General features: G+C 44.5%; 22 protein-coding genes. 18 read left to right on the top strand and 4 right to left on the bottom strand.

Annotated elements, in window-relative coordinates:
* Window positions 1-747, bottom strand: coding sequence for a type I methionyl aminopeptidase (gene map / locus GON05_RS24510; protein WP_127454680.1), 747 nt, complete (start codon window positions 745-747; stop codon window positions 1-3).
* 32 nt (window positions 748-779) lie between these two features.
* On the bottom strand, window positions 780-1,139 hold the full coding sequence (locus GON05_RS24505) for a winged helix-turn-helix transcriptional regulator (RefSeq protein ID WP_127454678.1): 360 nt from the start codon (window positions 1,137-1,139) through the stop codon (window positions 780-782).
* A 249-nt stretch (window positions 1,140-1,388) separates the two neighbouring features.
* Here GON05_RS24505 and GON05_RS24500 point away from each other — a divergent pair, with 249 nt between their 5' ends.
* The gene (locus GON05_RS24500; protein WP_127454676.1) at window positions 1,389-1,691 is read left to right on the top strand and encodes an iron-sulfur cluster assembly accessory protein; all 303 of its coding nucleotides are present in this window, start codon (window positions 1,389-1,391) and stop codon (window positions 1,689-1,691) included.
* Window positions 1,691-1,912: a YuzB family protein gene (locus tag GON05_RS24495; protein WP_127454674.1), complete on the top strand. Its 222-nt coding sequence runs from the start codon at window positions 1,691-1,693 to the stop codon at window positions 1,910-1,912. Before GON05_RS24500 ends, GON05_RS24495 begins: the two co-directional genes overlap by 1 nt.
* Before the next feature lie 46 nt (window positions 1,913-1,958).
* Here the strand turns inward: GON05_RS24495 and GON05_RS24490 are convergent, their stop codons facing one another.
* Window positions 1,959-2,453: a glutathione peroxidase gene (locus GON05_RS24490; protein WP_157322738.1), complete on the bottom strand. Its 495-nt coding sequence runs from the start codon at window positions 2,451-2,453 to the stop codon at window positions 1,959-1,961.
* 24 nt (window positions 2,454-2,477) lie between these two features.
* Complete coding sequence (locus GON05_RS24485) at window positions 2,478-3,368, bottom strand: TIGR01777 family oxidoreductase (RefSeq protein ID WP_157322736.1); 891 nt, start codon at window positions 3,366-3,368, stop codon at window positions 2,478-2,480.
* Window positions 3,369-3,500: 132 nt separating this feature from the next.
* On the opposite strand from GON05_RS24485, the gene GON05_RS24480 reads away from it, so the two are divergent.
* From GON05_RS24480 to GON05_RS24405, 16 genes are all read left to right on the top strand, one after another.
* Complete coding sequence (locus GON05_RS24480) at window positions 3,501-4,511, top strand: glycine-rich domain-containing protein (protein WP_157322734.1); 1,011 nt, start codon at window positions 3,501-3,503, stop codon at window positions 4,509-4,511.
* Between the two features lie 126 nt (window positions 4,512-4,637).
* Window positions 4,638-5,339: a FadR/GntR family transcriptional regulator gene (locus tag GON05_RS24475; RefSeq protein ID WP_157322732.1), complete on the top strand. Its 702-nt coding sequence runs from the start codon at window positions 4,638-4,640 to the stop codon at window positions 5,337-5,339.
* A 56-nt stretch (window positions 5,340-5,395) separates the two neighbouring features.
* Window positions 5,396-6,628, top strand: a complete 1,233-nt coding sequence (locus GON05_RS24470; protein ID WP_181646694.1) for an MFS transporter — start codon at window positions 5,396-5,398, stop codon at window positions 6,626-6,628.
* A gap of 21 nt (window positions 6,629-6,649) precedes the next feature.
* On the top strand, window positions 6,650-7,441 hold the full coding sequence (locus GON05_RS24465; protein ID WP_157322730.1) for an ABC transporter ATP-binding protein: 792 nt from the start codon (window positions 6,650-6,652) through the stop codon (window positions 7,439-7,441).
* A 341-nt stretch (window positions 7,442-7,782) separates the two neighbouring features.
* A complete protein-coding gene (locus GON05_RS24460; protein ID WP_157322728.1) occupies window positions 7,783-8,211 on the top strand; it encodes a MarR family winged helix-turn-helix transcriptional regulator in 429 nt (142 codons plus the stop codon).
* Between the two features lie 233 nt (window positions 8,212-8,444).
* Entirely contained in the window at window positions 8,445-9,134 is a 690-nt protein-coding gene (locus GON05_RS24455; RefSeq protein WP_157322727.1) for a carboxymuconolactone decarboxylase family protein, read from the top strand.
* Window positions 9,135-9,369: 235 nt separating this feature from the next.
* On the top strand, window positions 9,370-10,785 hold the full coding sequence (locus tag GON05_RS24450) for an MFS transporter (RefSeq protein ID WP_157322725.1): 1,416 nt from the start codon (window positions 9,370-9,372) through the stop codon (window positions 10,783-10,785).
* 11 nt (window positions 10,786-10,796) lie between these two features.
* Window positions 10,797-11,975, top strand: coding sequence for a LuxE/PaaK family acyltransferase (locus GON05_RS24445; RefSeq protein ID WP_157322723.1), 1,179 nt, complete (start codon window positions 10,797-10,799; stop codon window positions 11,973-11,975).
* Window positions 11,976-12,013: 38 nt separating this feature from the next.
* A complete protein-coding gene (locus GON05_RS24440) occupies window positions 12,014-12,394 on the top strand; it encodes an iron-sulfur cluster assembly scaffold protein (RefSeq protein ID WP_157322721.1) in 381 nt (126 codons plus the stop codon).
* Window positions 12,375-13,541 (top strand): cysteine desulfurase family protein, encoded by a 1,167-nt coding sequence (locus GON05_RS24435; RefSeq protein ID WP_157322719.1) that lies wholly within the window; start codon window positions 12,375-12,377, stop codon window positions 13,539-13,541. Before GON05_RS24440 ends, GON05_RS24435 begins: the two co-directional genes overlap by 20 nt.
* 22 nt (window positions 13,542-13,563) lie before the next feature.
* Entirely contained in the window at window positions 13,564-13,866 is a 303-nt protein-coding gene (locus GON05_RS24430) for an acyl carrier protein (RefSeq protein WP_157322717.1), read from the top strand.
* A 32-nt stretch (window positions 13,867-13,898) separates the two neighbouring features.
* On the top strand, window positions 13,899-15,644 hold the full coding sequence (locus GON05_RS24425) for a fatty acyl-AMP ligase (protein ID WP_157322715.1): 1,746 nt from the start codon (window positions 13,899-13,901) through the stop codon (window positions 15,642-15,644).
* A gap of 25 nt (window positions 15,645-15,669) precedes the next feature.
* Window positions 15,670-18,120 (top strand): beta-ketoacyl synthase N-terminal-like domain-containing protein, encoded by a 2,451-nt coding sequence (locus GON05_RS24420; RefSeq protein ID WP_157322713.1) that lies wholly within the window; start codon window positions 15,670-15,672, stop codon window positions 18,118-18,120.
* Between the two features lie 23 nt (window positions 18,121-18,143).
* Window positions 18,144-19,238, top strand: coding sequence for a flavin-containing monooxygenase (locus GON05_RS24415; protein ID WP_309492894.1), 1,095 nt, complete (start codon window positions 18,144-18,146; stop codon window positions 19,236-19,238).
* Window positions 19,189-19,905, top strand: coding sequence for a 4'-phosphopantetheinyl transferase family protein (locus GON05_RS24410; protein ID WP_157322709.1), 717 nt, complete (start codon window positions 19,189-19,191; stop codon window positions 19,903-19,905). Before GON05_RS24415 ends, GON05_RS24410 begins: the two co-directional genes overlap by 50 nt.
* A gap of 150 nt (window positions 19,906-20,055) precedes the next feature.
* Window positions 20,056-21,282 (top strand): MDR family MFS transporter, encoded by a 1,227-nt coding sequence (locus GON05_RS24405; RefSeq protein ID WP_157322707.1) that lies wholly within the window; start codon window positions 20,056-20,058, stop codon window positions 21,280-21,282.
* Window positions 21,283-21,362 lie beyond the last annotated feature (80 nt).

The raw sequence follows: 21,362 nt of genomic DNA, 5'->3' as shown, positions 1-21,362 counted from the left end.
TTATTGTTCCGTCAAAATAACCGGACCTTGGCTCGTAATCGCAATCGTGTGTTCATATTGTGCAGACAGACTGCCGTCGTACGTTCTTGCTGTCCACCCGTCGCTATCTACTTTGGAATGATATTTGCCGACATTTAGCATCGGTTCAATGGTGAACACCATGCCTTCTTTAATGCGCGGCCCTTTGCCTGCTGGTCCGTAATGCGGAACTTGCGGTTCTTCATGCATTTCGGAGCCGATGCCGTGTCCGATAAAATCTCTGACGACGGAGAAACCTTGTGATTCCGCATACACTTGAATCGCGTGAGAAACATCGCCGATGCGGTTGCCTGGAATCGCTTGCTCAATGCCTTTGTACAGCGACTCTTTAGTTACTTGAAGCAATTTCTCCGCAATCGGAGAGATGTTCCCAACGGCGTAGGACCAAGCGGAGTCCGCCAACCAGCCGTCAATGCGAACAACCATATCGATGGTGACGATATCGCCGTCGTTCAAGGCCTCTTTCTTTGGAAATCCGTGGCAGATCACATCGTTAACGGATGCGCAAGTAGCGTAAGGATAGCCGTGATAGCCCTTTTGTTCCGGTGTAGCGCCGTGCTTCGCCAAAAAGCCCTCGACGAATTGGTCGATTTCCCAGGAGGTGATGCCAGGGCGAATCATTTTGGCAATTTCTTTATGACAATCGGCTAGAATGCGTCCAGCTCTGCCCATTTTTTCGATTTGTTCTTTTGTTTTAATGGTAATCACGTAAGTCCAACTCCTCAGCTGTTATTCAATCATTATGTCCATTTTGCGGACCATAGCTTCATTTCTTTTAATATTTGATGCAAATCCTGGCCTTTCGGTGTCAAGGTATACTCAACGGTAACAGGGACAGTTGGATATGCCGTCCGCTCTAAAACACCGTGATCCTCCAGATGACGGAGAATATCGGTTAGAGATTTGGGGCTGATTCCAGTTACTTGACGCTGCAGTTCGCCGAAACGCTTCGTACCGCAAAACAGTTCCCGAAGCACGAGGAAGGCCCATTTGCCACCGATGACTTCAAGTGTACGTTCAATGGAGCATTCAATGACTTTCGGTACTTTAGGAACATAGTTGCTGAGCGGGGCGACTTTTTCATTTTCAAGAGTTGACATTCAGAAACGCGTCCTTTCCATTTTGGAATGTACATAACTATCCATGAAGTAAGTAAGTTACCAGCTTGAATTTAGGATAAAATAGTTCCACTACTATGTATTTTAAAGTTCGTGAAGGCAATTAGCAATAGCAGCCCGATTGGGGTATTTGTAAATCACTTTTTAAGTCGGATGCTGTCAAAGGTTGATTTCGTGCCTTAGATTCTTTACAATAAGAAATAAAATTATTGTTTCAGGAGATGTGTACATATGAACGTCAAAATTTCTCGTAATGCAGCGAAAGTACTTCAATTGGAGCTTGATAAAGAAGAAAACAAAGGTCTATTGGTTCGAGTACAAGTGACTCATAAACATGGCGACCACGCTCACTATGGCTTGGGTCTTGACGATAAATCTGCCAATGATGTCGTTGTCAGCACGGACAAAGGCATTGATGTTTTGCTGGATGGAAACGAACCATTGCTTGACGGTATCCGTATTGACTACTTCTACACGCCAGAAGAAGGTTTCATGATTACGAACCCAAGCAAGGGGAACAACGGAGATCACTAATGCGCAATGATATTCGCATTTGTGATAAATGCAAACATATGAAGGTGAAATCTGCACTTTCAAAAATTAAAGTCATTGCACCTGATGCTGAAGTCAAAGTTGCCTGCAAATCGTATTGCGGTCCTTGTTCTCGTTTTGCTTTTATATTCATTAATGGCCGCTATGTGACAGGAGCAACAGAAGACGAAGCAATCGAAAAGGCTAAAAAATACGTGAAATAAAAAGAACCGTCGGGGCGATCGATGCCCTGGCGGTTTTTTTTATATGTTAAGCATGAACGGTGGTATTTGCGAGCAGTTGGCGAATTTGGCTTTCAATTTTACGCGGCGTTGTGGTTGGTGAGAATCTTTTAATGACGTTACCGTTTTGATCCACGAGAAATTTGGTGAAATTCCATTTGATGCTGGAGCCGAGCAAACCGGAAGCCTGCTGCTTCAAGTAGCGGTAAAGTGGATGGGTGTCAGCGCCGTTGACATCAATCTTGGAGAACAAAGGGAAGTTCACGCCAAAATTGATTTGGCACGCCTGCTCAACCTCTGTATCGTTTCCGGGCTCTTGATCTCTGAATTGGTTGCATGGAAAGCCCAGTACGCTAAAACCCTGATCTTTATATGTATCATGAAGCTCCTGCAGTCCCGTAAATTGAGGGGCAAATCCGCACTTGGTTGCGGTATTAACAATGAGCAGCACTTGTCCTTTGTAGTCGGCAAGCGATTTTTCTTCACCGCGGATCGTCCGGGCTGAAAATTGATGAACGGTCAAAAGAATCACCTTTTCACAGTTATTTTAGTTGTTCACGATATCCGCCAACGCTTTGTCAACGGAACGATATGTAAAATGAAAGCCATGTTGGAGCAGGACATGCGGCAGCACCTTCTGGCCTTCCAGAAGCAGTGTAGATAATTCGCCGAAAGCTAGCTTCATGACAAAAGCAGGGAGAGGAAACAGATTCGGTCTGTGAAGAGCTTGGGCCAGCTGCGCCCCGAACTGCTTGTTTGTGACAGGATTTGGCGCTGTCGCATTGACAGGTCCGCTGATTTCCTCGTTTTGTATACAGAAATCGATCAATCTTACCATGTCTTCAATGTGAATCCAAGACAGCCATTGTTTGCCGCTCCCGATAGGTCCGCCAACTCCAAGCTTATAAGGGAAAGCCATCTTTGGAAATGCGCCTTCTTTCCCGTCGAGCACAAGTCCAACGCGAACTTTGACGATTCGCGGGCCTTTTATTTGATCTGCGGCTTGTTCCCATTTGTCCACGACACTCGATAAGAAATCCATCGTATGGTGCGGGCTGCGCTCATCGAAAGTTGCCGTCTCCGACGTGCCATAAATAGACATACCGGAAGCGTTGACGACGACCTTAGGTTTCTTGTCCATACGTTCCACAAGCTGCGCCACTTGCTGAGCTGCCTTCATGCGGGACTCCAAGATGCGCTGTTTAGCCGCAGCCGTCCAGCGCTGATTAATCGATTCGCCGGCTAAATTTACGATGGCGTCCAGTCCTTCAAGCTTCTCAGGGGCATCTTGCAATTCTGCCCATGTGACTGTGCGCGCACCTTGTACGACGGCTTGGGAAGAGCGGGAAATCGTGATCATTTCATGGCCGTGCTGTTGGCAATAGGCAATTAAACGACTTCCGATAAAGCCGCTTCCGCCGGTTACCGCAATTTTCATCGATGAACACCTCCTCCTAGCTATTATATCATTTACAAAATTTGCATGTCATCTAAGCAGGCTGCCGAAAGCCAATATCTTCATTGACATGGATTAGGAAGCAAATGGTATATTGGGAAAGGAGGGATGCCTATGTTTCATTTCTTATTTGGAAAATCATCTAAACCGCCAAAGCGCAGTCGACTTGGTAAAGCTAAGTCCGTCTATCGGGCGTCCGAACTGCCTAATGGTCTGGGGCTGCTTGAAGGTATTCCGTTAGATCGCATTGTTACGAAGTTAAACAGTTCAATTCCTGCTGACTATGCAGAAAGAATTCAATATCGTGTAAAAACCGAACATCCACGTATGACAGAAGACGAATATGCTTGCAAATGGTTTGAATTAAAGCGTTATTTTGTCATGAGTCTCGTTATGAAATCAACTCCGATGTTTAGCAGTGAAATCGATGACTTATGGCACGAAATGTTAATGTTCACAAGGGAATATCAGCGTTTTGGAGAACAGTTTGCAGGCGGTGTTATCCATCACTCCCCTGAACGTGAACCGAAGATGATGCCTGGAGAACGTGCTTGGTTTGATTGGGTGTATGCTCATTTGTTCGAATTTGCGCCGAGCAGCAAGCGCTGCTGGAACGGATTTTTCCGCAATGCCTTGGATCCCGACCGTACAGAACTGCTTCGTGAAGGCAATGTGGATGCGATTGCCCGAAGTTTGTTCAATATGGAGCAGGCAGACCGATATCCCGAGGTTGCACAAACGATTCGCATCTTGGTTGAGCAAGCCATTCTGGAAGCTAATAAGGCTGCCGAAAGCCGCCGTCTCGAGGATACGGGGTGGGATTATTCCACAACTAATCCGAACTCCATGCTCTATCTGGCAGGCGCTATGATGTTCTTCTCCATCCAAAGCCCACAAAGCTATGCCGATGAGATGAATACGAATTTCCCGGAGAATTCCCCGGAATCTCAGCGTGACAAACATAGCAGCTGTTCTTCTTCGGGCTGCGGAAGTTCTGCAGGAAGCTGCGATAACTCTGGAGATCAAGGGGGAGGCAGTTCTTCTTGTTCATCAGACTCCTCAGGTTCCTCAAGCTCCTCATGCTCAAGTTCCTCCTGTTCAAGTTCCAGCTGCGGTTCGAGTTAGAGGTTAAAAACACTTTCCTCGAAAAAATCAGGGAAGTGTTTTTCGTATGCAAGGGCATGCTAAAATTTAGACTGGAAAAATTCAGACGCCCTATGCTATACTCATGTTCAAACAGGAGATGATCAGATGAATTCGAAAATGTCTTTCCAACCGCTGAACCGTCCAAAGTTGGTAGACGATGTAGTGAATCAACTGCAGAAGAAGATTTCAGAAGGAGAAATAAAACCTGGGGATAAGATTCCTACGGAACCGGAATTGATGCAGCAGTTCGCCGTGGGACGATCAACGATCCGTGAAGCGGTCCGCGTCCTTGTTCACGCTGGTTTGCTTGAGAAGAAACAGGGCTTCGGTACTTTTCTGAAGGCGCAGTCGGCCATGCAGGAACCGCTGGATCACAGGCTCCGTAGAGCACAGATTCTGGAGGTTTACGAGGTCAGAAGGATGCTTGAGTTAGAAATCTCCAGATTGGCTGCTGAGCGCCGCGACGAGAACGATCTTGAGCAAATGCGAAGTGCGTTGGATCAACGTTACGAAGCATTGGAGAAAGGCGATACAGACACGTATTTGCGTGAAGATGTGAAATTTCATCTATCGATCGCTGTTGCCAGCAAAAATAGTGTTGTCATCGACCTGTATCGATCCTTCACATCGGCACTTTTTGAAGCATCACAGAAATTGATCGTGACGTTGCAAGATCCTCATCATCTTTTTCATGAGAATATGTACAAAGCTATCAAAGACAAGGATGTCGCGGAAGCCGAGTATTGGACCATGAAAAATCTGGATGAAACGGTCACACAGCTTAAACAGTTTGTAAACCAGGAGTAGCTTGACTCTCCTACGTCTTTAAACATCAGATGATATGATGAAAGGGGTTAGTAACAGTGTCAGATTCCAGTTCAGTACGCAATCATACGGTTTATGCGATTTTATTCTCCATCTCCCTGGTTCACTTATTGAATGACGCCATTCAATCCGTTATACCTGCCGTTTTCCCGATTCTTCATAATTCGCTGCAGTTGAGCTTTACTCAAATCGGATGGATTGCTTTTACGCTAAACGTAACAGCGTCCTTATTTCAACCTTTAATTGGTTTGTACACAGATAAAAAGCCAAAGCCGTTTTTGTTGCCCGCAGGCGTATTTTTCTCGTTATTAGGCGTGATTTTGCTTGCTGTAGCGTCTTCGTTTGTTCAGGTGCTTGGAGCTGTTGTGCTGGTTGGTCTCGGATCTTCCGTGCTTCATCCAGAGGCATCGCGTGTTGCCTACTTGGCTGCCGGACCTCGTCGAGGCTTGGCGCAGTCGATTTTCCAAACAGGCGGTAATATCGGGCAGGCGCTTGCTCCTATTTTTACAGCGCTGATTTTCGTTCCATTCGGCCAATTCGGCATTATTTGGTTTTCGTTTGTCGCTGCTGCAGCGATCGTTGTTCAGTTTTTCGTAGCCAAATGGTATGGTAAAGCGGGCAGCAGCCGCTCAGCAGCTTCAAGTAAAGCTTCTGTCAGTAAACAGCCTCTGCCGCGCAAGACAGTTACCTATGCCATTTCGATTTTGATCATGCTCTTGTTTTCCAAGTTTGTTTATGTGGCAAGCATGACGGGTTTTTACGCATTTTACTTAATCGAACACAATCAACTTTCCGTTGAAAAAGCGCAGCTATTCATATTCACTTTGCTTGCTGCTGGAGCAGTCGGTACGTTCATGGGCGGTCCGCTGGCGGATCGGTTCGGAAGACGTAACATGATCTGGTTTTCCATTCTGGGAACGGCTCCGTTTTCACTGCTTTTGCCATATGCCAACTTATTTTGGGCGGGCGTGTTGTGTGCATGCATTGGATTCATTTTGTTATCCGGCTTCTCCGTCATTGTCGTTTATGCGCAGGAACTTCTGCCAGGCAAAGTCGGGACGGTATCCGGTTTATTCTTTGGCTTGGCTTTTGGATTAGGCGGGATCGGTTCAGCCGTGCTGGGTACACTTGCGGATGCTACCAGCATCTCGTTTGTCATTAAAATCTGCGCATTCTTGCCGCTAATCGGGCTATTGGCCGCTTTCCTGCCATCGGATAAAAAATTAAATATGACACAAATTGAACTACCACAAAATGTTGTTAAAGCTTAATTGATCACGAGGTGAAACCGAATGCCATCGATTATTGAAATGAATAACGTCTCCTGGTATAGAGATAACAAAACGATTCTGAATGAAGTGAATTGGCAGGTATCCAAAAATGAACACTGGGCCGTACTGGGGCTGAACGGTTCAGGCAAGACGACCATATTGAATATGATCAATGGTTATATCTGGCCGAGCCAAGGACAAATGGCTGTACTCGGCCATCCGTTTGGAACGGTAGATTTAAGAGATTTGCGTAAAATGATTGGTTGGGTAAGCTCATCCCTCCAGGAGAAGTTGTATGCCTCCGATAAAACACAAAATGTCGTAATAAGCGGTAAACATGCTTCAATCGGGCTATATGAGAAACCGAGTACGGAAGACTTCGAGCAGGCCAAAGCGCATATGCAGCGGCTGAATTGTATGCATTTATACGACCGGACTTATCAATCGTGCTCTCAGGGTGAAAAGCAAAAACTATTAATTGCACGTGCATTAATGGCCTCTCCTAAGCTGCTGATTCTGGATGAAGCAACGAACGGATTAGACTTCCTTTCTCGGGAAGCATTGCTGTCCAGCATCCAAGAACTAGCCAAGGAACCGGATGCTCCGACATTAATATTCGTAACGCACCATATTGAAGAAATTTTACCTGTTTTTAATCAAACCTTATTGATTCGTCGTGGTGAGGTATTCGCAAAAGGGCTGTCGCGCCATGTACTGACTAGTGAAGGTTTGTCCTCTTTCTTTGAGACGGAGGTTGAAGTGAAATGGCAGCGAGAACGCCCATGGCTTTCGATTCCTGCCAGTGATTTGTGAGATTCTAAGGGCACTTTCTTTATGGAAGTGCTCTTTGTTTTGTGGGAATTATTGACATTCAATTTTTGGTGGCATACTATATGTTTAGATATCTAACTAAATAATGAGGAAGGAGGTTGAAGAATGAAATCATGCCCGGTTAATCTTCAAAAATCAATTCTAAAGCCAAAATTCTTTGGCTGTCTCATCTGTTATACGGCTGGCTGGATTTCGTATTGGATTGCGAAAAGGAAAATGTCCAAAGGCCAGTACTAAGTATACTAGCTTGTCATATGTTCATCAGAGAGGTGATCGTATATAATGGCAATATAACACAAGCAACTTGTAAAGGGAGAACCAACATGAACGCTACACTGCATGGATCAATTGGATTCTGGTTAAAGAAGAATTATCGCAATGCCTGCAATTATTTGGATCAAATGCTGGAGGAACAGGGTGTCACGAACTCTCAGCTAGGTGTCCTTATGATTCTATGGGAAGAAGAGGGACGAACCCAAAAAGATATGGTGCATATTTTAGGCATTCAACCGGCTTCCATGACCTTCCTTCTTCGTGGGTTAGAAGATAGAGGGATGATCAATCGTGTACCAGACAAGTTGGATACCCGTATCAATCGTATTTATTTGACGGATAAGGGCTCCTCCATTAAAGAGGCTTGTTTAGCTATTGTCGAAGAGGGAGAAAAGATGATTCGCCAAGGATTTTCCGATCAGGAAATCGCCTTGATGCTGCATTGGATGAAGCGTGTTGACAGTAATTTTCAAGGGTGAGTGGACTGGTAAAATAGGTTGTATTGCAGTCTTTTTTTGGATATATAGTTAGATATCTAAATGATATTCAGAGTCGTTGATTTCATGTTTGGGATCATTATAACGGATTTCGGGCTTTCTTTATAGATAAAAATGAAAATTTAACATAATAATGTCGAAATATTTAATTGTTGACAGCTAAAAATAAGTTAGATATCATAATATTCAAATCAAGGAAATGGAGGAAATTGGAAATGAATAATAAAAATTCTAATTCATTGTATGAACGCAGCAATTTGAGAAGAGTAGCGGAACTGCAAGAAATTGTGCCACAAGGTTCCAAAGCATTTTTTCAGTTTATGGGTGAGGCTTTTGGCGAGAAGGCCATTACGTCGAGAACGAAAGAATTGATTGCTGTTGCTGTCACGCATGTTACGGGATGTCCTTACTGTATTGATGTTCACACGGGCAAATTCAAAAAGTTGGAAGGCTCTGTAGAAGAGGTAGTAGAAGCTATTCTTGTGGCAGGGGCTGTGAACGCTGAAACGGTGTTATTTCATAGCGTGAACGCATGGAATACCATGCATGATCTCGTTTCTAACGAGCTTTATGCAACGAGCAACGCAAGCAAGCTGCCGCAGGTTAAGGAAACTCGTCCGGAGACGTTTGCGGCTTTCGAACAATTCCAGTCCACTGCCATGGCGGATGGCGCTATCGATGCCAAAACGAAACAGTTAATTGCTGTTGTCATCGCACATGTGAATGGCTGTGCTTATAGCATTGACAACCATACGCGGAAATTCAAGGAGTTAGGCGGGACAGCGGAGGAATTAATGGAAGGGCTGCTGGTCGGCGGTGTTGCGAATGCAGGCTACGTCCTGACTCATGGCATTAACGCACTCAACGCCTTTGATTATCATTCGGACGCAGTAGCCCAGAATTAGTATTACTTCAATAATGCTACATATAAGAAAGGAGGCATACAGTGTCTACGTTAACGATGGTTGTTGTAGGATGTTTGCTTGTTTGTTGCTGCGCATTTTTCGTCATAAGCATGGTGCGTAAACGATCGAAATGAAGTAATTCGGTTTGTGGGCAGCAATTCAACCATCTTTGGCTCTGGAATTTGCATGCAAGGATGGTTGATTACTTACATCAGGATGGAAGGGTGAGTAACGGATGCAACTTGAATTAAAAGGTGCTCCCTCCACAGCATCAGGGATGTATCAGGTAACTGTGATAAGTCTTGGGTTGTTTGTCATCTTTCTCGACAGTACGATTGTAAATATAGCCCTGCCAACGATGATTGAACAATTCGCCATCTCATTAAAAACGGCTGCATGGGTGATGAATGCCTACACAATGACTGTAGCAATTTTACTTATATTTATGGGGAAGTTGGCTGACCTCTACGGGAAAAAGCGGCTGTTTTCATTAGGTTTGATACTATTCATGGTGAGCTCGTTGCTGTGCGCTTTCGCACCAAATGCTTCGTTACTAATTGCAGCAAGAACCCTGCAAGGAATTAGTGGTGCAATGGCGATCCCCGCAAGCATGAGTCTTGTTCGGTCAATCGTCCCGAAAGAAAAAGTAGGAGCCGCTATGGGAATTTGGAGTGCGGTTGGCGCACTGGCAATTGCTATCGGGCCTAGCCTTGGCGGTTTGATAACGGGAGCGCTTGGTTGGCAATGGGTATTTTACATGAACGTTCCTGTCGTCCTCTTTGCACTTTTTCTACAGAGAAATGCTTTAAAGTCTTATCAAGACCATTTGCTACCCGGTAAACTTGATTGGTGGGGTACTTTATTACTTAGTTTGGGTTTATTCTGCTTTATTAATGGATTCTTACAGGTGACGGACTCTGGTTGGTTAAGCCAGGGAGTCATGTGGCAAATCGCAATCGCTGTAATCACGATGTGTGGATTCGTATGGATCCAGTCAAAACGTGCAAACCCTTTATTAGATCTCACTATATTCAGTAACCGTCAGTACTTGGCTGGTCTCCTGTCGAATACATTAGGCGGTCTCCTTTTAATGGGAACGATGATGATCTCCCCGCTGTTTTTAACTCGCATTTTTCATTTCAGCACACTGAAAGCTTCCATTTTGATGACGCCGTTATCGGTTAGTTTACTGCTCATCGCGCCATTCATTGGTAAATTAATCGATAAAATCGGTAGTCGAATTCCTCTAACAATCGGATATGGCATTACCATTCTTAGTTTTCTCCTCCTTGGAACAGTTCATCTGCAATCTTCAATAAGAATGTTTGTTGTGAGCTTAGCTTTAGCAGGAATTGGGATAGGAATTTTAGCTATTGCCAGCCTTACGCTAAGCACCATCTCCATTCCGGAAGAGCAACTGAATATAGCCTCGGGTACCTTCGCTATGTTTCGTAATCTTGGAGGAGCACTTGGAATTGCGCTATTCGTTTCAGTTACTTTGGGAATCACTGCTGAATCTACGGGTACGACTGAGGCATTTAGGCCGGAGGCTTTTCAACATGCATATCTTAGTGGTGCTGTTTTAGCTATTGGTTTCATGTTTTCACTTCTGCTTTTGAGCAAAAAGAATGAGACGGTAACCCAAAACTAAGGGGGCTGAACATGTCTACGTATCGTGAGTTTTTTGAAAGTTCGGTGAGGTTGGGGATAGATCCTGTCGGCAGCGTTATTGCTTCTATTAAGTCCATTTATCAATTGCCGGCTGAGTCGCAAAACGAGATGAAACTAGAATTGATTAAACAAAGCTTCCAGTATCACTATATGCATAATGCACTTTATAACAAAATTTGTAAAGAGAAAGGAGTGGCATTGACGGATTTTCAATGTATCGAGGATGTCGCTTCAATTCCAGCTATTGGTATTGGGAAATTTAAGGACGTTAATGCTCATTTGCTATTAACGAAACCGATTCATGAATTAGAGCATGAGTTGAGAAGTACGGGGACTAGTGGAATCCCTAGTATTTCCCGGAGGGATGAGCAAACACTAACCCGCAGTGTGCTCAGCATTTTCTCCATGTTCCGCGAGATGTTTGGATTTTTTGGGGGAGCGGCCGTTTATTTAGCGCCATCAGCTGAGGAAATGCCTGAGATGGGACTGGTAAAGCTGATTAATATGTTCTCAGGATTATTGGATTCGAACCGATTTTTTATCAGCGGGCATGCATTTGACGCAGAGGCAGTTATACATCAGTTGAAGGATTGGCAGCATGTGCACACCCGTCATATTATCGGTCCGCCCTTCTTAGTCGAAAGGTTAGCTGCTTATATCGAGGAGCATCAGATGCACATTCACCTCGACAAGCAGACACAAATTATAACCCTAGGAGGCTGGAGAAGTTTTACAGGAAGGGAAATTGACCAGTCTAAGTTCCGTGAACGAATGGCTAGAATATTTGGCGTCCATCAGGGGCAAGTACGAGATATGTTCGGATTAGTCGAAACGAATTTCATGGCGATTGAATGTGAGCATCATGCCAAACATGTTCCTCCTTGGGTTCATTTTTCCATTCGCAATCTGGATAAGTTAGAACAGGAAGTGACGCATGGCGAGCCAGGACGTTTGGTTGTGTATGATCCTACCTCATTGTCTTATCCAGGCTTTATTCTGACGGATGATCTTGTGTACTTGGACCCAAATCCATGTTCTTGCGGAAGGAATGGACAGGTCGTGAACTATATGTACCGCATCAAAGGGGCAGAAGTTGGCTGCTGTGCAATTAATTTGGAGAAATTCATGTCCGATCGAGAAGCAAGAATTACACAATGCCCTATTGGATAAAGGGATACTCAACCTAACAAAAAGGAGAGTAGTAGAACATGTACAATGCAATTATTTCTGATCATTTTATGAATCCTAGAAACATTGGCGAAATTATTCATCCTGATTTGGAATTCCGAATCGGAAATCCGATTTGCGGAGATACGATACATGTTTGTGTGAATTTTCATGAAAGTAGAATAAAGGAAATTAAATATAAAGCATATGGCTGTGCCACCTCCATCGCAACAGCTAGTATTTTTAGTGAATGTGTACAGGGCAAAGCAATCGACGAATTAGCAGGTATGACTAGGGCAGGCCATGCAGAAATGCTGGGTGAACTGGAACCTAACCAAAAGCATTGCCTTGATATCCTGGATGAACTATTCGATTCTTTTCATGAACGTGAGGGTGCAAGCCGTGATAAGTCGTTATTTTGATTATAATTCAACGACGCCACTCCATCCTCTTGTACAAGAAGTGATGACGAAAGCATTAGAAACTTACGGCAACCCTTCAAGTATTCACAGTGTTGGCAGAAATGCCAAAGTCGCGCTACATTCAGCACGCGAGCAAATTGCCGCTTTATTGAAATGTGAGCCTAGTGAACTTTATATGACTTCAGGTGGAAGTGAAAGCAATAACTGGGTCATTAAAGGGTATTTAAGTCGGTGGGCAGGGACGCGTTTTCATGTCATTTCATCTGTCATTGAGCATCCGTCTATCCGGGAAACGCTGCGATATTGGTGCCGTTTTGCAGGTGGCGATGTTACGTTTGTCCCTGTTGATGAGCAAGGCACAATTTCGCCGGAGATCGTACTGAATGCAATCCGACCGGATACCAAATTGATAAGTATTATGCTTGCCAATAATGAAACTGGAATGATTCAACCCATTCGGGAAATAGCTGCAGCAGCCAGATCAAAGGGGATCTTCGTTCACACAGATGCCGTTCAGGCATTCGGGAAAATTCCAACCCATGTGGAAGAATTGGGGGTCGACGCTTTATCTTTTTCCATTCATAAGTTGTATGGTCCCAAGGGAGTTGGAGGGTTGTATGTGAATAAAGCGCATTTGCTTGAACCGCTTATTCACGGAGGTGGACAAGAGCAAGGTCTGAGAAGTGGTACGGAAAATGTTATTGCACTGCTTGGAGCAGCAGAAGCATGCCGAGTAGCTCGAACGGAGATGGAACACTTGTATGGCAGGATGACAGCTTACAAGCGACTTTTAGTTAATCAACTTAGCATACTTGCTCCGAATCTAAGAGTTAACGGGACCTTGGATCCAGCCCGCACATTGGCTAATACCTTAAACATTGCAATTCCAGGTATACGTGGTGAAGCCTTAGCCGCTTATTTAGACCAAATCTCCGGTATTGCAATTTCTGTAGGTTCGGCTTGCAGTTCAAATCATGAGAAGAAACTCTCCTATGTTTTACAAGAAATGGGGTTGGACGAAAAGGAGATTCGTTCCTCAGTGCGCATTAGCATGGGATTATTTACAGAAGAATCGGATATCCAGTATTTCTTACAAAGTATGGAGCGTTCATTAGCTCATTTCTTACACTGTATGCCAAGCCAATAGTCGATATGGAAAGGTGGGCCCTATGGATAAAAAAACACAGGTTTATGACAAAGCAGAAATAGCGAAACTGATTAAACAAAAAATTATTATTGAAAACTTGGAGTTAAAGGGGGTTTCTCCAGAAGATATCGTAGATCATGCGCCTTTGTTCGGTGAGGGATTGTGTTTGGAATCCGTTGAAGCCTTTTACATTGCCGGGGGCATTGAACAACAATTCGGAGTGCCTATTGATCGAACGAAACTTCATCAGTTGCGCCATCATTTTCAATCCGTCGATACACTGACTACTTATGTATACGATCTAATGGCATCTTCCAATTCATAGAAAGAGCGGGGGAGTTTATGGAAAGCGGCATTATGAAAGCAACCATTCATTCAAATCTCGTGGATTTGCTGCAGTATCGGGCATTAATTTCGCCTGATCTTAAGATGTACACGTACTTGGTTGATGGCGAAAACCATGAAGTAAGTGTGACATCGGCTGAGTTGAACAAACGAGCAATGACTATTGCGGCAGCTCTTCATAGACGTGGAAGTCAATATAAGACGGCACTGCTGCTGTATCCTCCGGGATTGGAGTTTATTTGTGGATTTATGGGATGTCTATATGCCGGAGTTATTCCAATTCCGGCATACCCTCCGCATATGAGGCGTCCTACACCGAGACTGGATGCGATTATTCATAATTCGAATACCAAGATCGCGTTATCTACAGATAAATTGATTATAGATGTATTATCAAGTGCTGAGGAAAATTCGTTGCTTTCACAATTGGAATATATGGCGACGGATCATCTGGTTTCAAGCGGCAGTTTTTTCTGTAAGCCTTGTGTGATTGATGATCTCGCTTTCTTACAATATACATCGGGTTCTACATCAGATCCTAAAGGGGTCATGGTCAGCCATGGCAATTTGATGCAAAATATGTCTTTAATTGCGAAGTATTTTCAACTCTCAGAAACGACTCGCATTGTGAATTGGCTTCCTGCTTATCATGATATGGGATTGATTGGGCAATTGCTGATGTCTTTATATTTAGGTTGTGAACTTGTATATATGTCACCGGTCAGTTTTATGCAAAAGCCAGTACGGTGGTTGAGGGCAATTACGAAATACCACGCAACTTACAGTGGTGCGCCTAACTTTGCCTATGAGCTGTGTGCTGAGAAATTTAATCCGGAAGTAGACGGAGATATTGACCTCAGTAGTTGGGCACTAGCTTTTAACGGCGCTGAGCCAGTTAGAAAAGGAACATTGGACAAATTTATTAGTACCTTTGTCCCGTACGGGTTTCAAGCAACCAGCTTTGCGCCATCCTATGGTTTAGCTGAAGGCACTCTTTACGTCTCTGGCTATAAGCAGGAACAGACATATACAGCATTATGGGTGGATGTCAATCAACTGGAGATGGATCAAGTTGTACTTGTTGCTGAAAATTCTCAGAATGCTCGGGCAGTTGTGGCATGCGGCCTTGTAGTTCCCGAACAACGTACCGTTATCGTCAACCATAAGGATGGCTTATTATGCAACGAAGGGACGGTTGGAGAAATTTGGGTGAGCGGGCCTAGTGTTGCTAAAGGCTATTGGGCGAATGAGGAGGCAACGCAGCGATCCTTTCATGGCGAGTTGGTTCATTTCCCAGGTGAACAATTCCTGCGTACAGGAGATTTAGGTTTTATTCAAGACAATGAACTTTATATTACAGGTAGAATCAAAGATGTTTTGATTGTCAATGGACGCAATTTATATCCGCAGGATATCGAGTTGTCCGTGCAAAATTGTCATCCAGCCGTACGCAAAGAGTATCTTGCTGCTTTTCAACGGCAATGTCCGGATGGTAGTGAAGAAATCGTCGTTGTTGCAGAACTCAACCGCGAATACAGGAGTCGCAGCAAGGAACAAGAGGATGTTGGCGGGAAAAGCGCGCAGTTACAAAGCGAAGTGTTAGCGGCAGCCCAGAGAATCTTATGGGAGCAATGTGAGATTCACCTGAACGATCTTATTTTGATACGGACAGGGACGATTCCCAAAACATCCAGCGGCAAAATTCAACGTGCTTTGACGAAAAAATGGTATGAAACAGGCGAACTCCAACGAAGTTGACTAGCCGAATCGGAGGAATACAGGGATGATGTCAATTGAAGTGATGCATTGGCTAAGAAATGAAATTGCGAAACTGGTTGACCGAAAGCTGGAGGAAATTGATATTCATAAACCTTTCAGCTCTTACGGTCTTGATTCATCCAAGACGATGATTCTCTCAGGTGAGTTAAGTGCAGTGCTAAATATACCTGTATCTCCAACCATTTTTTGGGACTTTCCGAGTTTATACGAGTTGTCTCAATATTTGGAGGGAAATACAGAAGCACAGAAACTCAATCTGGAACCTGCCGCTTCGCTAGAAAAACCAGATCGACGTGAACCAATTGCGATTGTTGGCATTGGCTGCCGCTTTCCTAACGCATCTGGCAGCGCGGAGTTTTGGGAGCTTCTGCTCCAGGGCGGAGATGCAGTCAGCCAATACCCGGATTACCGTGAGCAACTGGGTGAAATGAAAGTGGAAAGGCAAGGAGGCTATCTCGATCAGATTGATGGCTTTGACTATCCCTTCTTTCATGTATCATACCGGGAAGCGATCCGTATGGATCCGCAGCAACGTTTGCTATTGGAGGTGGCCTGGGATGCGCTGATGGATGCTGGAATTTCTCCGGATTCATGGGCCAACACGAAAAGCGGTGTTTTTATTGGAATTTCCAATAGTGACTACGGAAGGCGGGAACTTGAGACTTCGGAGGACTTGCATATTCATTCGGTCGTTGGTAGTGCCCTATGTATAGCGGCAAATCGATTATCTTATTTTCTAGGCCTTCAAGGACCAAGCATGGCGATTGATACAGCCTGTTCCTCATCATTAGTTGCTGTGCATCAAGCTTGCTGCAGCATATGGACAGGGGAAAGCCAACAGGCCATTGCCGGCGGTGTGAATGTTATTCTTTCCAATACGGTCACATCAAGCCTAAGTAAGGCAGGTATGCTTGCAGCAAATGATCGCTGTAAAACCTTTGATACACTGGCAGATGGATACGTGCGGGGAGAAGGATGCGGAATCATAGTGCTTAAACCGTTATCCAAAGCTCTTGGGGATGGCGATGAAGTGTATGCAGTTATTCCGGGAAGTGCTGTCAATCAAGACGGCCGAAGTAACGGGATTACAGCGCCAAATCAAGCCTCGCAGGAGATGTTGCTCGAGCTGGCATATGAGAATGCAGGTATTCGGCCTCATCAAATTGGCTACATTGAAGCACATGGAACAGGTACTTATCTAGGTGATCCCATTGAAGTTAAAGCACTGGGAAAAGTGCTTTCTCAAGACAAAGTTATTGACGATATTGTTTATCTAGGTTCAGTGAAGAGCAACATAGGACACTTGGAGTCAGCGGCAGGGATAGCTGGACTCATTAAATGTGCCTTGATCATGAAGCACGGAATCGTTCCGGCAAACTTGCATTTTCAGGAATGGAATCCTGAGATTCCGCAGGAGAGCTTTCCATTTGTGGTACCTACACAAAGTGTGAAATTGCGATCCGGGAACGATGTTTATGCTGGCGTTAGCTCTTTCGGGTTTGGCGGGACCAATGCGCACATTGTGCTTGGGAGGCCAACTCATCGATTGCCAGGGGAATCGGAAAGTTCTCCGTTTCTATTCGCACTGTCTGCTTCGCGGAGAGATGGTTTATCGGTTTTGGCTCAACAATATGTGGATCGGCTGAAGCACACGAGTCAAACTGATCTTCATGCAATTTGTTCCACTTTGCTGAAGGGCAGGAAACATCATGAACATAGACTTGCTATTGCAGCAACGTCCAAGGAGACATTGCTGGAAGCGTTGGAAGAGTATACGAGTGCAATAGACAGCAATCTTCCGTATAAAGGCTATGGTCATGTGCTATCTAAACTACCCGGGGTGGTGTACTACTTTCCTGAGCACGACACGAGGAATGGCAATGTAAGCGAGGAAATGACGAATGGCGATGTGATTTATCAACAATCTTATTTTGTAGTGAGTCAATTATTTCTTCAAATGGCTTCAGAGTCGGTGCATGGTCTCGGTGAATGGCGGACTTTCGCGAAACAATTTGCACATGCTGAGATGTTGCGAAGTTGGGGAGTACGGCCGCTCAGTTGCCTTGGTGAAGGAGTTGGCGAGTTAACCGCTATGGTCGTTGAAGGACAATTGTCGTTACCGGTAGCCATTGAACGGCTAGTCCGAGGGAATTATAACAGTACAATGAGAGCCGAGACGAAAATTGCACGTGGGGACGTTGTGTTATGCTTATCATCTGCACCCGTCTGGTTCCCGCGAAAAGATGAATCCATGCTGATTTGCAACTGCAGCGATGAGCTCGGGAAGCTTCAATTACAAGGTCAATTGTTTATGAAAGGTCTTATAGTACCTGAGTGGTCAGACCGAAAGAAACAATCTCATATGCTTCCTGGATACCCGTGGAATCATCATTCGTGCTGGAAGCCTTTGGGTAAAAATGAGTCGGAGTCGAACGGCATCACTTGTTTTTGTTAATTGGGGGAGAAGCATTGAAAAAAGTGGATATAGTCGTGATTGGCGGTGGGCAAGCTGGTCTATCGACAGGTTATTATTTAAGTGCTGAGCAGCGGGAGTTCGTTGTATTGGATCAAAGTGATAAAGTGGGATATTCGTGGAGCAGCAGATATGACTCTTTAACGTTATTTACCCCTCGTATGTATAGCAGCTTGCCCGGGTTACCACTAGAGGGAGATCCATGGGGCTATCCAACTAAGGATGAGATGGCCGCTTATTTAAAGCAGTATCAAGAGAAGTTCGCCATTCCGATTCAACTAGAAACAGAGGTAACAAAACTAACCTATCAATTGGGGAGTTTCCTCGTAACGACCAATAAAGGTACATGGTTAGCCAAACAAATCGTTGTGGCAGCAGGTCCCTTTCAAACTCCATTTATTCCTCAGATTGCACACTCACTAAGTTCAGAAGTGTTTCAAGTACACACCAAAGATTACAATAATCCTGGCATGCTGCCGCAACAGGGAGAAGTACTTGTGATCGGTGGGGGAAATTCCGGTGCGCAAATAGCGCTTGAAATCGCTCAGAAGAGGACCGTTTACCTGTCTGTGGGGCATGACATCCAATACTTACCCTACCGTTTTCTCGGTAGAAGCTTATTTTGGTGGTATGAGAGGGTTGGGCTTCTGCGAAAGAGTCCAGAGTCATGGGTGGGCCGAAGATTTGTTAAAAAGAAAGATCCGCTATACGGTTTTGAACTAAGGAACGCCATCAGTAATGGAAGAGTTAAGTTATTGGCAAGAACGACTGATATGAGCGATAAACTGATTTTTTTTGCTGACGGCTCCTCTCTTGTAGCGGGAACGATTATATGGGCTACCGGGTTTCGGTCTGATTATCCTTGGCTTCAAATTCCTGAAATTTTTAATGATAAGCAAATGATCATTCATGAGCGGGGAACTACGTCAATTCCCGGGTTATATTTTGTAGGTCTGCCTTGGCAGTCTTCTCGAGGATCATCCTTAATCGGCTGGGTACACCGAGATGCTAAATATATCAGTCACATGATTTCACAATATGGGGATCACTATGCAATTGAAGATTATGGCTACGAGGATTTGTCGTCACACGGCAGTTGATAGTTGGCAGCTGTTTCATTCACATCTTGATGAAGCAAGAAGGACGAAAATTGAAAATTGTTTGCAAAAAAATCAACAGCAAAGAATGATCGTTGGAGACATTTTACTTCAATATGTGCTGCGTCATGAGCTGCACAGGGAAGAGAATAGAAGGCCTAGTGTCTTATACAGCCCATTAGGTAAGCCATCATTAAGAGACTGGCCAGATCTTGCTTTTAATATTTCTCATTCCGGGGAGTGGGTAGCGATTGTTTTTGCTTCCTGTGAAGTAGGAATTGATGTTGAAAAGCAAGACTCCCGTATATTCAAGTTGGAGGCTTGTATACTCTCTCCTTCAGAACAGAGGGAATATCGTGCTATTTCTTCTCGGGAAGCGTTCCTTTGCGAGCGTTGGGCGATGAAAGAAAGCTTCGTCAAATTGATAGGCGTTGGCCTCGGTTATCCTTTTGCGAAGGTATCATTTCATGAATTCTCGGCCAGTGAAGCCGTAACTTTCTATGAGTATAAATGCTATTTTTGCAAAACCTATCTATTGGAAACGCTGAGCGGCAATAAACCGTATCATGTCGCGGTTTGCAGTGAGACCTATAACTTTCCTGATGAGTTGACGATTCTTCCTTTTGACAACTTAATACGATGGGCACGTGGTGCCACAAAACATGGTTAAAACTGGGCCCCCGCTCGATTTCGGGGAGTCCTTTTTTTATTCGACAAAAAAATATAATTAAGGACACGAACTACCGTTTTTCGTGTATAATGGGTTCTTGATCTCATTTCTTAACCTTTGGTAAATTAGCAGCGAGAGGAGTTCTGACAGATGAATCGATTACGTGGTTTTCTTGGTTCGTATCATCCGATTGTACATACGTTAATTTTGGGAACGGTCATGGCCAGAGCGGCGTCTTCCATGAGTCTGCCTTTTCTGGCGATTTACTTGGCTAAACATACGTCGATGAGCGCGGTAATGATTGGGGTCGTAATTGGAATGGGAGCCTTGGCAGGAACAGTCGGAGGTTTTATCGGGGGCAACTTATCGGACCGATTCGGCCGACGCATCATCATGCTCGCTGCACTTTTTGGATGGGCGGTTGTGTTTGTAGGTTTCAGTATCGTGAAATTACCAGTATTGTTTATGATGCTGAACATGCTTAATGGCTTATGCCGCTCCTTTTACGAACCGGTCTCGCAAGCTTTGATGGCGGATTTGACCGAGCCGGCCAAGCGACTCAGTGTGTTTTCAATGAGATACATGGCCATCAATGTTGGTGTTGCTGTAGGACCTTTATTGGGTGCATTTTTTGCAACGATGGATGGGGCACTGCCGTTTCTATTGACTGGAATCGTATATTTTATCTACGCGGTTACACTCTACGTTCTCCTTATCGTTTTTGGTATTAAGCAAATAGAAGGGGAGAAAAAACAACCTGTTACGTTTGTCTCCGCATTGTGGGTCATTCAACGTGATGTCACGTTTCGCTATTATATTCTTGGCGGAATTATAGGGGCTATCGGCTACTCGCAAGTCATGGTGACACTATCGCAATATTTGGAGCAGAATTTCACTGAAGGTGTGAAAATGTTTGCTGTCCTCATGAGTGTCAATGCCATTGTGGTTATTGCGATGCAAATACCGCTTACGCGTATTTCTGATAAATACTCGCCGCTTGTAGCGATTATTATTGGCAATTTGATGTTTGCGTTAGGCGATATCGGCTTTGCATTTTCGCATTCGTTAGTTCCCATGATTATTTCCATGGCGATTTTTACACTTGGCGAAATATTAAATTACCCCGCGGCCAATATGCTGATTGATAAACTGGCGCCGGAACATATGCGCGGTACTTATTTTGGAGCACAAACGTTAACCAACGTAGGTCATTTTATGGGACCTTGGGTTGGTGGCTTTCTGCTCGTAGCGTATGGAGGCACTACACTGTATCTGGTCATCGCCTTTGTGACCCTTGCGGGATCTCTCTTTTACTGGAAGGGCGCCAATAATCTACAAGCACTGCCCAAAAATAGGTCGAAAAAAGAAGTTTTTTGATAGATATTGCAAAATTAGTTCTTGCGAACTATACGATTTCAAAACAACATCCCTTATTCTTGAGAGTGTAGTTATTTCTT

Source organism: Paenibacillus anseongensis (assembly GCF_009757995.1).
Taxonomy (GTDB): Bacteria; Bacillota; Bacilli; order Paenibacillales; family NBRC-103111; genus Paenibacillus_E; species Paenibacillus_E chondroitinus.
The sequence above is the reverse complement of the archived record's forward strand: the minus strand, read 5'-3'. Positions and strand labels throughout refer to the sequence as shown.

What these genes read in the sequence shown, in the direction of transcription:
- GON05_RS24440 (WP_157322721.1), top strand. Translation starts at nt 12,014, where the DNA reads ATGTACAATGCAATTATTTCTGATCATTTTATGAATCCTAGAAACATT.
- GON05_RS24445 (WP_157322723.1), top strand. Translation starts at nt 10,797, where the DNA reads ATGTCTACGTATCGTGAGTTTTTTGAAAGTTCGGTGAGGTTGGGGATA.
- GON05_RS24420 (WP_157322713.1), top strand. Translation starts at nt 15,670, where the DNA reads ATGATGTCAATTGAAGTGATGCATTGGCTAAGAAATGAAATTGCGAAA.
- GON05_RS24505 (WP_127454678.1), bottom strand. Translation starts at nt 1,139, where the DNA reads ATGTCAACTCTTGAAAATGAAAAAGTCGCCCCGCTCAGCAACTATGTT.
- GON05_RS24430 (WP_157322717.1), top strand. Translation starts at nt 13,564, where the DNA reads ATGGATAAAAAAACACAGGTTTATGACAAAGCAGAAATAGCGAAACTG.
- GON05_RS24485 (WP_157322736.1), bottom strand. Translation starts at nt 3,368, where the DNA reads ATGAAAATTGCGGTAACCGGCGGAAGCGGCTTTATCGGAAGTCGTTTA.
- GON05_RS24500 (WP_127454676.1), top strand. Translation starts at nt 1,389, where the DNA reads ATGAACGTCAAAATTTCTCGTAATGCAGCGAAAGTACTTCAATTGGAG.
- GON05_RS24460 (WP_157322728.1), top strand. Translation starts at nt 7,783, where the DNA reads ATGAACGCTACACTGCATGGATCAATTGGATTCTGGTTAAAGAAGAAT.
- GON05_RS24475 (WP_157322732.1), top strand. Translation starts at nt 4,638, where the DNA reads ATGAATTCGAAAATGTCTTTCCAACCGCTGAACCGTCCAAAGTTGGTA.
- GON05_RS24410 (WP_157322709.1), top strand. Translation starts at nt 19,189, where the DNA reads ATGCAATTGAAGATTATGGCTACGAGGATTTGTCGTCACACGGCAGTT.
- GON05_RS24495 (WP_127454674.1), top strand. Translation starts at nt 1,691, where the DNA reads ATGCGCAATGATATTCGCATTTGTGATAAATGCAAACATATGAAGGTG.
- GON05_RS24480 (WP_157322734.1), top strand. Translation starts at nt 3,501, where the DNA reads ATGTTTCATTTCTTATTTGGAAAATCATCTAAACCGCCAAAGCGCAGT.
- GON05_RS24465 (WP_157322730.1), top strand. Translation starts at nt 6,650, where the DNA reads ATGCCATCGATTATTGAAATGAATAACGTCTCCTGGTATAGAGATAAC.
- GON05_RS24455 (WP_157322727.1), top strand. Translation starts at nt 8,445, where the DNA reads ATGAATAATAAAAATTCTAATTCATTGTATGAACGCAGCAATTTGAGA.
- GON05_RS24405 (WP_157322707.1), top strand. Translation starts at nt 20,056, where the DNA reads ATGAATCGATTACGTGGTTTTCTTGGTTCGTATCATCCGATTGTACAT.
- GON05_RS24450 (WP_157322725.1), top strand. Translation starts at nt 9,370, where the DNA reads ATGCAACTTGAATTAAAAGGTGCTCCCTCCACAGCATCAGGGATGTAT.
- GON05_RS24425 (WP_157322715.1), top strand. Translation starts at nt 13,899, where the DNA reads ATGAAAGCAACCATTCATTCAAATCTCGTGGATTTGCTGCAGTATCGG.